This window comes from Polynucleobacter finlandensis, from assembly GCF_018881755.1.
Lineage (GTDB): Bacteria > Pseudomonadota > Gammaproteobacteria > Burkholderiales > Burkholderiaceae > Polynucleobacter > Polynucleobacter finlandensis.
On sequence record NZ_JACVPS010000011.1, the window covers coordinates 87,436 to 99,654 of the forward strand.

The window sequence follows — 12,219 nt, forward strand, 5'->3', positions numbered from 1 at the left end:
TATGCGCTTTCGATCCGCTGGATATACCCCTCTTATGCTTATGGCGCAGACTTGTGCGCTCTTAGGCTTTGCTTGTTATGCGGTGGTGTTAACCCCTTTGCAAGACGAGTGGCAACTTAGTAATTTCCAATCAGGCTTAATCGCTAGCGCATTCTTCTTTGGTTATATGTTGGCCGTACCTCTAGCCACTGCCTTGACGGATCGAGTGGATGCACGCAAGGTGTATTTAGTCGGAGGCATCTGTGCAACCTGTGGATTATTGGGAATGGGTTTATTTGCCCATAATTTCTACACGGCATTATTTTTTATGGCGCTCAATGGTGCAGGCCTAGCTGGCACCTATATGCCAGGCCTCAAAATTTTGTCTGATCGCATCCAGTCTGGAGAGCTCACACGACATATCGCGTTTTATACCGCTTTCTTTGGCATCGGCACTGGCTTTTCTTATCTATGTTCCGGATGGATATTGCATAGCTTTGGTTGGCGCTATGTATTTTCTGTGATTGCTATGGGGCCATTCGCTGCATTGTTAATTGTGTGGCTATTGATTCCGCCACTGCAGCATCAAAAGTGGAGTGGCCCATTACGCATTCGCATGCGCGATATTTTCCCCTTGGATAAATGGCGTTTAGTGCTCCAGGATAAAAAGGCTTCAGGATTCATTTTTGGTTACACAGCCCATTCTTTAGAGTTGTTTGCTTCTAGAAGTTGGATTGTGGCCTTCTTTGGTTTATGCGCAGCAGTCTCTGGAGAAGCTTTCTTCCTAACTGCTACTACTTTAGCGGGTGTGATTAATTTCTGTGGAGTGCCATCCTCCATTTTGGGTAATGAGATTGCTTTGCGTATAGGGCGTCAGAAATGGGTATGTTTTGTGATGCTTATGAGTGCAGTGATGGGTATTGCCTTGGCTTGTTCCACTGGGAAATCATGGTGGTTAATTGTTGCTCTAGCGATTGGGCATGCCATTTTCATTATGGCGGACTCCGCCACACTCACTGCGGGCTTGGTGACTAGCGCTCAGGAAAACATTAAAGGCGCAGCAATGGGTTTGCATTCCTTAATGGGTTTTGGCGGCGGATTACTCGGTCCAGCAATCTTTGGATTTGTGTTGGATTTAACAGGTTCTAGAACTTCTCAGATCTCTTGGGTTTGGGCATATGTAGCAGTAGTGATTTGGGGTGTGCTGTTCGTAATATATGAGCGCCGCAATGGCTGGGTTGGGCAAAAGCCGACATCATGAGCAAGAGTTTGAATAGTATTTGCTATCACTGTGGAAGTTCATTGCTTCCCAATGAGGCTTACTCTACAGATTTGAATGGTGTCTCAAGATCATTTTGTTGTGCTGGGTGCATGGCAATTGCGCAAACAATTCATGGTGAAGGCTTAGAAGTCTTTTATGCAAGACGGGTGCAATCGAGCGATAAGCCATCTGCATACCTTGCCTCTGATCAAATCCCTGCCAAGCTGTTGCCGTATGATGATCCATCATTGCTGGGTCGCTTCACTCGTCCGGTCGGTGATGAGGGCGATCTTGAAACAACGCTACGTCTTGAGAAAATCAGGTGTGCTGCGTGTGTTTGGTTATGCGAGCAACACTTGCGCCGTAGCCCTGGAGTGCAAGACGTACAAATTAATTACGTCACGCAAAAGATGAAGATTATTTTTTCACCAAAGCAGGTTAGCTTGGCAAGACTTCTTTTTGAAATTGAGCGCATTGGCTATGAAGCTTGGCCATTCGAACCATCACTTTCTGTTGAGAGATCCAAGAAGGAAAAGCGCCAATTACTCACTAGGCTTGGGGTTGCTTTATTAGGAATGATGCAGGTCATGATGTATGCGTGGCCATCATACGTTGGCGCCAATGACATCACGGTTGAATACGATTTACTATTGGGCTGGACGAGTTGGGTGCTGACAGTGCCAGTGATGCTGTATTCAGCAGGGCCAATTTTTCAGGCTGCGTGGCGCAGTGTTCAATCGTTTAGGCAAACCCACATGTTGGGTATGGATGTGCCGATCGCACTAGCTTTGGCGCTGGCATTTATTGCGGGCACGATCAATTTAGTGACAGGATCCGGTCAAAGTTATTTTGATTCGATCACCATGTTTGTTGCTTTCATTTTGGCAGCGCGTTATGTTGAATTACTCGCAAGACAAGATGCACAGGGAGGTGCCGAGGCCTTAGCTAAACAACTTCCTGCAACGTGCGAACGCGTGCTGGATTACCCACAGGCTCAGCAGATTGAATTGGTTCCTGTTGTGAACTGTATGCCCGGTGAAATATTGAGAGTCTCTCCAGGTGAGGTGGCGCCAGCTGATGGCATGTTGATTGCCTGTGAAAGTTCGGTAGACGAGTCTCTCTTAACTGGTGAATCAAAACCAATCGATAAAAAGATTGGTGATCGTATTTATGCGGGGACTCACAATATTCTCAATCCCCTCATCATGAGAATAGATGCGGTAGGGCAGTCCACCAGAATTGCTGGCATTGCTTCTTTACTCGATCAAGCCTTGTTAGCAAAACCATTGATGGTGAGTCTTGCAGAAAAGTGGGCCGGCTATTTTGTGGGCTTCTTATTGCTCTGTGCTTTCTTATCATCAGCAATCTGGCTGTATATCGACCCTAGCAAAGCATGGACAGTTTTAGTAGCCGTCTTGGTAGCAAGCTGCCCTTGCGCCCTATCGCTTGCCGTGCCAACAGCGATGGCCGCAGCGCAGGGCGCTGTTACCAGACTCGGTCTATTGATTGTTCGTGGGCATGTGATGGAGGGCTTGATTAAAGCAAGTGATCTTGTGCTCGATAAGACTGGCACCTTAACCATGGGTCAACCTGAGCTGAAAGAGATTGTGAATCTTCGCCCTGGGTATCGCCGTGAAGAGGCTTTGGCTTTAGCAACTGCTCTTGAGGGAGGTCAGCGACATCCTTTGGCGCTCTCCTTGCTACGTGCCGCTGAACTTGAAAATCTCTCACTGCCAGTTTTATCCGGGCCCGTGATAAATCAACTCGGTAAAGGTTTGAGTTCTGGGGCCTATCGCTTGGGTAGCTCAAGCTGGATTGGTGCACATCAAGAGCTTCAGACTGAGCAATATGGTCAGGTGCACTTAGCTGACGAGCAAGGACTGATTGCGAGTTTTATCTTTCTAGATACACCAAGAGTCGGTTTACAAGATTTTTTATCAGCCGTGCGCGCAAGAAATATTACTGTGCACTTGGTCTCAGGAGATGATCCAGCAACAGTCGCTTGGTGGGCTCAAAAAGTGGGTATTGAAAGTTATCAAGGTGGATGCACACCTGAAGATAAGTACGACTATATCGAGCGATTACAAAGTGCAGGGCGCTTTGTGTGGGCAATTGGTGATGGTGTGAATGATGCCCCTTTGTTAGCTCGTGCCGATATCTCTATTGCGGTTGGTGCTGGTGCTCCACTTGCTTCTGCTGGTGCGGATGCGATTTTGACGGCGAGCTCTCTAACGCCATTGGCAAAAATATTATTACTAGCCGATAAAACCCAAATGGTCATTAAAGAGAATCTGTTGTGGGCTTTGATATACAACTTAGTAGCCATTCCGGCGGCAATGATGGGTTTGGTAAATCCTTGGATCGCCGGAGTCGGTATGTCTTTATCTTCCTTGGCTGTCACATTAAATGCTTGGCGTCTGAGAAAGCCTTAGACTTGAGAGATGGAAAGCTTATTTTTACTCATCCCCATATCTTTACTTTTGGTAGGTTTTTTGGTCTGGATTTTGAATTGGTCGATTAAAAGCGGTCAATTTGATGACCTAGATGGGCCAGGTCAGGCCATCTTGATGGACGATGATCTGCCTAAGGCGGATAAAGTCCACGATCCCGCTCAAAAAGCCTGAGTTTGAGCTTGTTTGGGGTTTATGGGGGGTAAAACCAATCTCTTTTTGATGTAGATCAAAACTCGTTATATAGCTTAATTCGATAATGAACCCAGTTCATTTGAATTATGTCGCTGTTTGGTCACAAAAAAGGAGAAACCATGGGACTTACCGTGGGGGGTAATCAAGATACCTTCAATTACAAGGTCGTCAGCCAATTCGCCATTGTTACGGTGCTTTGGGGCATTGTGGGCATGTTGGTGGGGGTTATCCTCGCTGCTCAGCTCATTTGGCCCGAAATCACTTTTAACATCCCTTGGTTAAGTTATGGTCGTTTGCGTCCATTACATACCAATGCAGTGATTTTCGCTTTTGGTGGATCAGCGCTCTTTGCAACGTCTTATTACATCGTGCAGCGTACCTGCCAAGCGCGACTCTTCTGTGACAAATTAGCCGCCTTTACATTCTGGGGTTGGCAAGCGGTGATTGTTTTAGCGGCTGTGACTTTGCCTTTAGGCCTTTCTACCTCTAAAGAGTATGCAGAATTAGAGTGGCCAATTGATCTTCTGATTACTGTCGTTTGGGTGGCATACGCTGTGGTGTTCTTTGGGACCATCATGAAGCGCAAAACGAAACATATCTATGTTTCTAACTGGTTCTTTGGCGCTTATATTCTGACGATCGCAATTCTCCATATTTTCAACAATCTCGAGATGCCTGCAAGCATGTGGAAATCCTATTCAGCATATGCTGGTGTTCAGGATGCCATGGTGCAGTGGTGGTATGGTCACAACGCAGTTGGCTTCTTCTTAACCACCAGCTTTTTAGGCATGATGTATTACTTCATTCCAAAGCAAGCTGAGCGTCCAATCTACTCATATCGTTTGTCCATCGTCCACTTTTGGGCTTTGAACTTTACTTATATGTGGGCTGGCCCTCACCATCTGCAACACACCTCTTTGCCAGATTGGACTCAGTCTTTAGGCACTGTATTTTCATTGATTTTGTTGGCTCCTTCATGGGGTGGCATGATCAACGGCATCATGACTTTATCTGGCGCTTGGTATAAATTACGCCGTGATCCAATCTTGAAGTTCTTGGTGGTGGCTTTGTCTTTCTACGGCATGTCGACTTTCGAAGGATCGATGATGTCGATCAAGACTGTCAACAGCTTGTCCCATTACACAGACTGGACCATTGGTCACGTCCACTCAGGCGCTTTAGGCTGGGTTGCCATGATTACGATTGGTTCTCTCTATTACTTGATTCCACGCTTGGTTGGTCAAAAAGAAATGTATAGCGTGAAATGGATCGAGCTCCATTTCTGGATTGCAACGATTGGCGTAGTTTTGTACATTGCTGCGATGTGGATTGCCGGCGTGATGCAGGGTTTGATGTGGAGGGCCTTTGAGGCGGATGGTACTTTGACTTACAGCTTTGTTGAGTCTGTGAAAGCAACTTACCCCTTCTATGTGATTCGTTTAATGGGCGGTCTCTGTTATCTCAGCGGTATGTTCTTGATGGCTTACAACGTCTTCAAAACAGTCCAGGGTAAAACTTTTATCAATGCGCCGATTCCTTTGGCCACTGCTAACCACTAAGAGGAGAAGAAAATGTCTACCGAAAATAAATTCTTTTCCCATGGAACGCTGGAAAAGAACGTGGGTTGGTTGATCATCGCGACAATTGTTGTTGTGTCGATTGCCGGCCTAGTTCAAATCGTTCCCTTATTTTTCCAGCACTCCACGACAGAGCCTAGCCCTGGCGTTGTGCCTTACACAGCATTGCGTTTAGCTGGACGTGACATTTATCAGCGTGAAGGTTGCGTAGGTTGTCATTCCCAGCAGATCCGTACCCTTCGTTCAGAAGTAGAGCGTTACGGTCCCTACTCTTTAGCCGGTGAGTCTGTATATGATCATCCTTTCCTATGGGGTAGCAAACGTACTGGTCCAGATTTAGCCCGCGTTGGTGGTCGCTATTCAGATGCATGGCATCAGATTCATTTGAATAATCCACGCGATGTCGTTCCTGAGTCGAATATGCCTGCGTATCCTTGGCTTGCTAAGAACAGCGCTAATGCTGACACCATTGCGTCCCATATGGTGGCAATGCGTCGTTTAGGTGTGCCATATACCGATGAGCAGATTGCTAATGCACCTAAAGAGCTCGAGGGTAAAACTGAACTTGATGCATTGGTTGCATACCTTCAGGGCATGGGTATCTCGCGTCGATACATCACTGTTGATGAAGTTGTTGCGAAGTAATTGCTAATATTTTTAATTTAAAGCTATATAAATCAAATGGAACAGATCACACCTTACCTCTCAGCATTTTCAACATTAATTGGCATTATCTTTTTTGTGGGAATTGTTTGGTGGGCCTGGTCTCCAAAGAGGCAGTCAGAAAACAAAGCCTCAGCGGAGCTTCCATTTGATCTTCCGGATGAATTTAGTAAGGACAAATCATGAGTGACTTTCTTGGTGGCGGCTGGAGTACCTATATCGCCTTAGTGGCATTGCTTGGTATTTTTTGGTGTATTTGGTTGTTATTCTCCCAACGCAAGGCGAAGGTTATTCATACGGCCGACGGTGCGGTTGCAGATACAGGCCATGTTTGGGATGATGATTTACGCGAGCTCAATAATCCCTTGCCAGGCTGGTGGAAGTGGATGTTCCTGATCTCTTGCATCTTTGGTTTGCTGTATTTGGTTTTGTATCCAGGATTAGGTTCATTCCCAGGTATCTTGGGCTACAGCACTGATGGCGCCCTGATGAGCTCTATGACGACAGCCAATGATGAGTTAAAGCCTGTTTATGCTAAGTACGTGAAGATGGATGTAGTACAAGTTGCAGCCGATCCAAAAGCGCGTGAAATGGGTCAACGCCTTTTCTTGAACTCTTGTGCTCAGTGCCATGGTTCTGATGCTGGTGGAGCAAAAGGCTTTCCTAACTTAACGGATGGTGACTGGCTCTATGGTGGCTCACCAGAGAACATCAAGACAACCATTACTAATGGTCGCGGTGGTGTGATGCCTCCATTCCCACAATTGGATAGCAAGCAAATCGTTGATGTAGCCAATTATGTTCGTAGCCTTTCTGGACTTCCTGCTGATGACTTAAAAGCGGCGCGTGGCGCTGAAGTATTTAAAGCCAATTGCGTAGCTTGTCACGGTGCAGATGCCAAGGGCAATATTGCTCTGGGATCGCCGAACTTGACTGATAAGACTTGGTTGTACGGTAGCTCCGAAGCCACCATTGTTGAAACGGTGACCAAGGGTCGTACTGCAATGATGCCTGCTCAGGACAAAGTATTAAGTCCTGAGAAGATTCAATTATTAACTGCTTATGTGTGGGGTCTATCTAACAATAAGCCAGCACCAGCAGCTAAGTAGTCGTGTCTGATTCGCCAGTTGGGAAGCCTATTCCCATTAACGTCATAGAGGAATCCCTCTACGAGGTTCGAAGCAAGATTTATCCACGTTCTGTTAGCGGGCTCTTTGCCCGCTGGCGGTATGTGCTGGTTATCGCTACCCAGCTGCTGTTCTATGGCCTGCCTTGGGTTAGTTGGAACGGTCGCCAGGCAATTCTCTTTGATTTAATTCAGCGTAAGTTTTATATCTTTGGCTTAGTTCTCTGGCCACAGGATGTGATCTATCTGACGCTCTTGCTGATTCTTTCAGCATTGGCACTCTTTCTGTTTACAGCAGTCGCTGGCCGTTTGTTCTGTGGCTATGCTTGCCCGCAAACTGTCTATACCGAAATCTTCATGTGGATCGAGCGCAAGATTGAAGGCGATCGTTTTGCGCGCATTCGTTTAGATGGTGAGGAGTGGCCTTGGGGTATTCGTAAGTGGCGTATCAAAATTACGAAGCATGTGATTTGGCTTTTAGTGGCTTTCTGGACTGGCTTCACCTTTATTGGTTACTTCACGCCAATTGAGACTTTAGGCACCGCCATCGTCCATTTAGCGCTTGGCCCATGGCAGTTATTTTGGCTGTGCTTTTATAGTTTTGCTACCTGGGGCAATGCAGGCTTTATGCGTGAGCAAGTCTGTAAATATATGTGCCCCTATGCACGCTTCCAAAGCGTAATGGTGGATAAAGATACTTTCTTGGTGACCTACGATAAAGTGCGTGGTGAGCCTAGAGGTAGCCGAAGTAAATCGGCCGATCAACAATCTTTAGGTTTGGGTGATTGCGTTGATTGCAGTATTTGCGTGCAGGTTTGTCCAACCGGTATTGATATTCGGGATGGCTTGCAATATATGTGCATCGGCTGTGGCGCATGTATTGATGCTTGCGATCAGGTCATGGAAAAAGTGGAGTATCCAAAGGGCTTGATCCGATATACAACAGAACGCGCGATTGAAGATAAAGAATCGAATCAAAGTGCCATTAGGCATATCTTGCGTCCTCGAGTGTTAATTTATGCCGCCTTCATTACTGTTTTAACTGCTGCATTCTTGTTTTCGTTGATGACGCGCAATCCATTGCGAGTGGATGTGATGCGTGACCGCGGTGCTTTGGCGCGTGAGGTGGATGGGGTGCGTATTGAAAATATCTACCGCATTCAAATCATGAACGCTTCTGAGCATTCAATGAAGGTTGCAGTGAAGGCATCTGGTTTGAAAGACTTGAGGATTTTGAATTCTCAAGGCAAAGAAATTACGGAGATTGCAGTGGGTCCAGCAAGTAATCAGCTTTTGCCCGTGAAGATTAGCACTACGATTGGTGAGAATGATCCGGGAAATTATCCGATTCATTTTGATGTAATCGCGCAGGAGATGGACGGTGATAAACCTATCTTGAGAACTCGCGAAGAAAAATCCACTTTTATTATTCCCCGTTAGACTTAAGGGCGGATTAGGGAGATATGAATATGACAGATCAGCAGACAATGAAACCGTGGTGGAAGCAGTTATGGCCTTGGTTATTAATTAGCGGTCCGGCAGTGGCGATGGTGGGTTGTGCCATCACTATTTGGTTGGCAGTCAATCTATATGCCGATAAACCACTGCGTGACGGTGTTGTGAAGCAAGGCCTAAAGGTCGAACAGGTCGCAAAATGAAATACCGCCTCTTGATTTGGATCATGTGGCCATCCTTCCTGGTAGCAGGATTGGCTGAGGGCTTATTGTTCAGCGTGGTCCATCCCTCTGAACTTTTATTCTTTGGCCACCATCCTGATATTTCTGATGAGGGGATCTACACCCTTGGATTCTTTGTTATCTGGATGTTCTGTGCATTCTCGAGCGCTTTAACTGCTTATATTTTGCCGGGGATAGAAGCTCCCGCAGATGGCAAGCCGGTCGACCGCGGCTTAATTTAAGCTTTTTTTAGTTGGGCCTCAGGACTGCAGGCGCTGCCGCCTCGATCTGGATTTGGGGAGCCAGCTAATTCGTATAAGCCATTCATATCGATCAGCTTGATATGACGTTGTTTGATTTGAATCAAACCAGCCTCAGAAAACCGAGAAAGCATTCTGCTAACAGTCTCAATCTGAATGCCTAAATAGCTGCCGATCTCCACGCGACTCATGCGTAAATCAAATTCATTATTGAGGTAACCACGCGCAGCTAAACGTTGCGATAAATTCAAGAGGAAAGCAGCTAAGCGCTCTTCGGCACGCATCGTTCCTAGCGAGAGAAGGTGACGTTGATCTTGAGTAAGCTCACGACTCATGATTTTATGAAACTGTTGCTGCAGTACTGGTATCTGTTGGGCTAAATCTTCAAAAGCATCATAGCGAATGATGCAGACTTCACTTTCTTCCAGCGCAATTGCGTCTGATTGATATTGACTTTCACCAATACCGTCTAAACCTAAGATCTCACCAGGCAAATGAAAGCCAATGACTTGTTGGCGACCGTCCTGGAGGCAGTACTCAGTTTTGAGGGTGCCAAAGCGAACGCTATAAACAGCGCTGAGCGGATCACCATGGCGATAGAGACTTTCACCTTTTTGTAGATGAACTCTTTCTTTGACTAGTGCATCAACTCTGCTGACGTCGATAGCGCTTAGACCAACAGGTAGACAAAATTGCCCTAAAACGCAAACTGAACATTTGCTGTTTGGGGAGTCTGAGGTCGTGTAATTCATATTGGGTCTAATTATGAGACCAGTTTATTCTATTGGGGTGATTACTAAGCCTTTTCTTCCCTGTTTTATCGCCCTTCAATGCTGACGGTAAGCCTCCTATTGGCCATTTTTTTGGGCTCCTTGGTGAGTGGTTGGCACTGCGCCCTGATGTGTGGTGGTATTGCGGCTGCGATAGAGCGCCCAGCCGTGGTTTCAGCTCGCATTAACAGTCGGTCAGAACTCTTTTTCCTCCAATTAATCATGCACTTAGGACGTTTGACGACCTATATGCTCCTTGGGACCCTAGCTGCTTGGGTGGGGGTGGTTATCTGGCAACAAGACCTTATCCCTCTCCAGCGCCCTCTATACGCCTTTACTGCCCTTATTTTGGTGTGGATGGGGATTCGTCTGTTATGGAGGGGGCGAGCCACTCAGGCCTCTCCAGGTAGGTGGTTTGGGGCAAAAATAGCAAGCTATTGGGCCCGTTACTTTGGGCAAATGGCTAGCCGCCCCTCGCGGTGGTTTAGTGGGATGCTCTGGGGCTTGGTTCCATGCGCCCTGGTCTATAGCGTTCTTCCCTTAGCTTTTCTATCGGGTGACGTATTGACTGGTGCCGCCTTAATGCTTGTCTTTGGTTTGGGCACATTGCCGAACCTATTGCTGATCTCAAAATTTTCAGCAGCTTTGACTCAGTTTGGTCATTACGCTTGGGTGCGGTATTTGTCTGCTGCCCTGTTTTTGATGGCTGGAGGATTTGGGCTTTATCGAGCTTGGGTTTTGCCTGAAGCTTTATTAAAGGGTGGTTTTTGTTTTTCTTAGAGGGACTTGGTGGCTGCCTGAATACCTAAACTGAGATCAGGATATAAACAGTCAGCGTTTATCTTGTCCAATAAGCCGCTGCGTTCAGCTACATCATGAGGCTGGTGAGCTAAGCCACAAATAATCAATTTAATGCAGGCAGCATCGCATAGATATTTCAATTCCATAATGGTGTCCATGCCGGACGCATCCACGTAGATCACATTTTTTAAGTCGAGTATTAAAGTTTCGCTCGGTAAATTTTTCTCTATACTTTCTAGCAACTGCACTGCGCCAAAAAATATAGCGCCATAGATACGGTAGGCATCAATTTCCCCTGCTCGATTTTCTAGTACTGGAAAATCTTTCAGATCAGCAGGCTCGCAACGAGACAGACTAGAAATTCGGTAGATGAAAGTGATAAATGCAAGCAGCAGACCTATCTCCACTGCCACTGTCAAATCCAGAATCACTGTTAACCCGAAGACACACAGCATCGTGAATCGATAAGCGAGACGAAATTGTTTCAAATCAAAAAATTTACTCCACTCACCCATATTCCAGGCGACGTACATCAGAATGGCGGCAAGACTGGCTAGGGGGACATTCTTTGCGAGAGGCGCTGCAAATAAAATGACTAGTAGCAGAGTGAGTGCATGCACGATACCCGCAAGCGGTGTGCTGCCACCGCTTTGCAGATTGGTTACCGTTCGGGCAATTGTTCCGGTTGCTGGCATGCCGCCGAAGAACGGACTCACTAAATTGGCAATGCCTTGGGCCATTAACTCTTGGTTTGGCTCATGACGAGCATGGATCATGCCGTCAGCCACTCTAGCGCAGAGTAGCGATTCAATCGAGCCAAGCAAGGCAAGGGTGAGGGCGGGCATGATGACAAATTGTGCTGTGTCCCAGCTCACAGGGATCCATTGAAAATGGGGGAGACCGGAAGGTAGCCCCCCAAAACGACTACCAATCGTATCCACAGGAAGATCCATCATCGATGTCATGATGGTTGCTAGTACCATTGCAACCACCGTGCCAGGTAGGTGACTTAACCAGCCTAGATGACTTTGAAATTTCCTCCAGAAGATTAGCAAGCATAGACTTCCTGTTGCTAAAGCAAGTGCAATCAGATTCACTGTATCGGCTGCGCTATAAAGCGCTTGAATGCTGCCAAAGAAATTGGCTGGCATTTTTGGGATAGCTAGACCAAAAAAATCTTTAATCTGAGACAGTCCAATTAGGAAGGCAATGCCATTAGTAAAGCCAATAATGACGGCAATAGGGATAAATCGGACTAGAGTGCCAAGGCGAAGTAGCCCCATGGCAAACAGAAATACGCCCGACATGGCGGTGGCTAGTAATAGGTTGGCCACACCATAGCGGTCGACAATACCGTACACAATCACGATGAAGGCACCAGCAGGACCACCAATTTGTACGCGACTGCCACCCAATAGTGAAATGAGTCCACCAGCAATAATGGCGGTGAAAATACCCCCC

At 46.7% G+C, this 12,219-nt stretch carries 13 protein-coding genes; 11 read left to right on the plus strand and 2 right to left on the minus strand.

The window, feature by feature from the left end:
* The first annotated feature begins 1 nt into the window (after position 1).
* From ICN49_RS08645 to ICN49_RS08690, 10 genes are all read left to right on the plus strand, one after another.
* Positions 2-1,240, plus strand: coding sequence for an MFS transporter (locus ICN49_RS08645; RefSeq protein ID WP_216167551.1), 1,239 nt, complete (start codon positions 2-4; stop codon positions 1,238-1,240).
* The gene (locus ICN49_RS08650; protein WP_216167553.1) at positions 1,237-3,672 is read left to right on the plus strand and encodes a heavy metal translocating P-type ATPase; all 2,436 of its coding nucleotides are present in this window, start codon (positions 1,237-1,239) and stop codon (positions 3,670-3,672) included. The genes ICN49_RS08645 and ICN49_RS08650 overlap by 4 nt, the downstream gene beginning before the upstream one ends.
* Positions 3,673-3,681: 9 nt before the next feature.
* On the plus strand, positions 3,682-3,864 hold the full coding sequence (gene ccoS / locus ICN49_RS08655) for a cbb3-type cytochrome oxidase assembly protein CcoS (RefSeq protein WP_216167555.1): 183 nt from the start codon (positions 3,682-3,684) through the stop codon (positions 3,862-3,864).
* A gap of 140 nt (positions 3,865-4,004) precedes the next feature.
* Positions 4,005-5,444: a cytochrome-c oxidase, cbb3-type subunit I gene (gene ccoN, locus ICN49_RS08660; RefSeq protein ID WP_216167557.1), complete on the plus strand. Its 1,440-nt coding sequence runs from the start codon at positions 4,005-4,007 to the stop codon at positions 5,442-5,444.
* Between the two features lie 12 nt (positions 5,445-5,456).
* The gene (gene ccoO / locus ICN49_RS08665; RefSeq protein ID WP_216167559.1) at positions 5,457-6,107 is read left to right on the plus strand and encodes a cytochrome-c oxidase, cbb3-type subunit II; all 651 of its coding nucleotides are present in this window, start codon (positions 5,457-5,459) and stop codon (positions 6,105-6,107) included.
* A gap of 36 nt (positions 6,108-6,143) precedes the next feature.
* Positions 6,144-6,311, plus strand: a complete 168-nt coding sequence (locus ICN49_RS08670; protein ID WP_216861181.1) for a cbb3-type cytochrome oxidase subunit 3 — start codon at positions 6,144-6,146, stop codon at positions 6,309-6,311.
* Positions 6,308-7,234: a cytochrome-c oxidase, cbb3-type subunit III gene (gene ccoP / locus ICN49_RS08675; RefSeq protein WP_216167561.1), complete on the plus strand. Its 927-nt coding sequence runs from the start codon at positions 6,308-6,310 to the stop codon at positions 7,232-7,234. Before ICN49_RS08670 ends, ccoP begins: the two co-directional genes overlap by 4 nt.
* A 2-nt stretch (positions 7,235-7,236) precedes the next feature.
* Positions 7,237-8,691: a cytochrome c oxidase accessory protein CcoG gene (gene ccoG, locus ICN49_RS08680; RefSeq protein WP_216167563.1), complete on the plus strand. Its 1,455-nt coding sequence runs from the start codon at positions 7,237-7,239 to the stop codon at positions 8,689-8,691.
* 29 nt (positions 8,692-8,720) lie between these two features.
* Positions 8,721-8,909, plus strand: coding sequence for a hypothetical protein (locus ICN49_RS08685; protein ID WP_216167566.1), 189 nt, complete (start codon positions 8,721-8,723; stop codon positions 8,907-8,909).
* Complete coding sequence (locus tag ICN49_RS08690) at positions 8,906-9,169, plus strand: hypothetical protein (RefSeq protein ID WP_216167568.1); 264 nt, start codon at positions 8,906-8,908, stop codon at positions 9,167-9,169. Before ICN49_RS08685 ends, ICN49_RS08690 begins: the two co-directional genes overlap by 4 nt.
* Here ICN49_RS08690 and fnr read toward each other — a convergent pair.
* Positions 9,166-9,939 carry a fumarate/nitrate reduction transcriptional regulator Fnr gene (gene fnr, locus ICN49_RS08695; RefSeq protein ID WP_216167570.1) on the minus strand — a complete coding sequence of 258 codons (774 nt, stop codon included), beginning with the start codon at positions 9,937-9,939 and terminating at the stop codon, positions 9,166-9,168. The genes ICN49_RS08690 and fnr overlap by 4 nt on opposite strands.
* Before the next feature lie 78 nt (positions 9,940-10,017).
* On the opposite strand from fnr, the gene ICN49_RS08700 reads away from it, so the two are divergent.
* On the plus strand, positions 10,018-10,737 hold the full coding sequence (locus ICN49_RS08700; protein WP_216167572.1) for a sulfite exporter TauE/SafE family protein: 720 nt from the start codon (positions 10,018-10,020) through the stop codon (positions 10,735-10,737).
* On the opposite strand, the gene ICN49_RS08705 is transcribed toward ICN49_RS08700, so the two are convergent.
* A partial coding sequence (locus ICN49_RS08705) for a SulP family inorganic anion transporter (RefSeq protein ID WP_216167574.1) occupies positions 10,734-12,219 on the minus strand: 1,486 nt, incomplete at its 5' end. The genes ICN49_RS08700 and ICN49_RS08705 overlap by 4 nt on opposite strands.

Coding starts and splice junctions, on each gene's coding strand:
- fnr (WP_216167570.1), bottom strand. CDS start 9,939: ATGAATTACACGACCTCAGACTCCCCAAACAGCAAATGTTCAGTTTGC.
- ICN49_RS08690 (WP_216167568.1), top strand. CDS start 8,906: ATGAAATACCGCCTCTTGATTTGGATCATGTGGCCATCCTTCCTGGTA.
- ICN49_RS08700 (WP_216167572.1), top strand. CDS start 10,018: ATGCTGACGGTAAGCCTCCTATTGGCCATTTTTTTGGGCTCCTTGGTG.
- ICN49_RS08685 (WP_216167566.1), top strand. CDS start 8,721: ATGACAGATCAGCAGACAATGAAACCGTGGTGGAAGCAGTTATGGCCT.
- ICN49_RS08645 (WP_216167551.1), top strand. CDS start 2: ATGCGCTTTCGATCCGCTGGATATACCCCTCTTATGCTTATGGCGCAG.
- ccoN (WP_216167557.1), top strand. CDS start 4,005: ATGGGACTTACCGTGGGGGGTAATCAAGATACCTTCAATTACAAGGTC.
- ICN49_RS08670 (WP_216861181.1), top strand. CDS start 6,144: ATGGAACAGATCACACCTTACCTCTCAGCATTTTCAACATTAATTGGC.
- ccoO (WP_216167559.1), top strand. CDS start 5,457: ATGTCTACCGAAAATAAATTCTTTTCCCATGGAACGCTGGAAAAGAAC.
- ICN49_RS08650 (WP_216167553.1), top strand. CDS start 1,237: ATGAGCAAGAGTTTGAATAGTATTTGCTATCACTGTGGAAGTTCATTG.
- ccoP (WP_216167561.1), top strand. CDS start 6,308: ATGAGTGACTTTCTTGGTGGCGGCTGGAGTACCTATATCGCCTTAGTG.
- ccoS (WP_216167555.1), top strand. CDS start 3,682: ATGGAAAGCTTATTTTTACTCATCCCCATATCTTTACTTTTGGTAGGT.